Origin of the sequence: Methylobacterium sp. WL116, from assembly GCF_008039455.1 — a bacterium.
Lineage (GTDB): Bacteria > Pseudomonadota > Alphaproteobacteria > Rhizobiales > Beijerinckiaceae > Methylobacterium.
Window position 1 is genome coordinate 1 of sequence record NZ_VRUV01001027.1, and the last position, 698, is coordinate 698.

General features: G+C 72.2%; 1 protein-coding gene. It reads right to left on the reverse strand.

The features are described 5' to 3' along the window. Positions 1-58 precede the first annotated feature (58 nt). Positions 59-664 carry a recombination mediator RecR gene (recR, locus tag FV223_RS29200; protein ID WP_147730063.1) on the reverse strand — a complete coding sequence of 202 codons (606 nt, stop codon included), beginning with the start codon at positions 662-664 and terminating at the stop codon, positions 59-61. Between the last annotated feature and the right edge of the window lie 34 nt (positions 665-698).

The following is a 698-nucleotide window of genomic DNA, read 5'->3' on the forward strand; positions in this document are numbered from 1 at the left end:
GAATAGGATGCGGGGGGAGGGCGGTCAAATGCCCGCGCCGCCGCCGCCGCGGCAGGTCCTAGAACGCCGTGCGGCTGCGGATCGCCGCCGTCAGCGTGCCCTCGTCGAGATAGTCGAGCTCGCCGCCGACCGGCACGCCGTGGGCGAGCCGCGTCACCGTCAGGCCGAGGTCCTTGATCGCATCGGTGACGTAGTGGGCCGTGGTCTGCCCGTCGACCGTGGCGTTCAGCGCGATGATGATCTCCTTCACCTCCGGCCGGGCCGCCCGCTCCACGAGGCTGGCGATGTTGAGGTGCTCGGGCCGGACCCCGTCGAGGGCCGAGAGCACGCCGCCGAGCACGTGGTAGCGCGCCTGCACCGCGCCCGAGCGTTCCAGCGCCCAGAGATCGGACACGTCCTCGACCACGACCAGCAGCGTCGGGTCGCGCGACGGGTCGCTGCAGATCGTGCACGGATCGCAGGTGTCGACGTTTCCGCATTCGCGGCAGACGACGATGCGCTCGACCGCGACCCGCATTGCGTCGGCCAGCGGCGCGAGCAGCGTGTCCCGCTTCTTGATGAGCTGCAGGGCCGCCCGCCGGGCGGAGCGGGGCCCTAGGCCCGGCATCCGCGCGAGCAGCTGGATCAGGCGCTCGATCTCGGGGCCGGCGACGGCTTGCGGCATGAACGGTTCGTTTTCCTGGGCGGGGCCTGGGCGG

What these genes read in the sequence shown, in the direction of transcription:
- recR (WP_147730063.1), bottom strand. Translation starts at nt 664, where the DNA reads ATGCCGCAAGCCGTCGCCGGCCCCGAGATCGAGCGCCTGATCCAGCTG.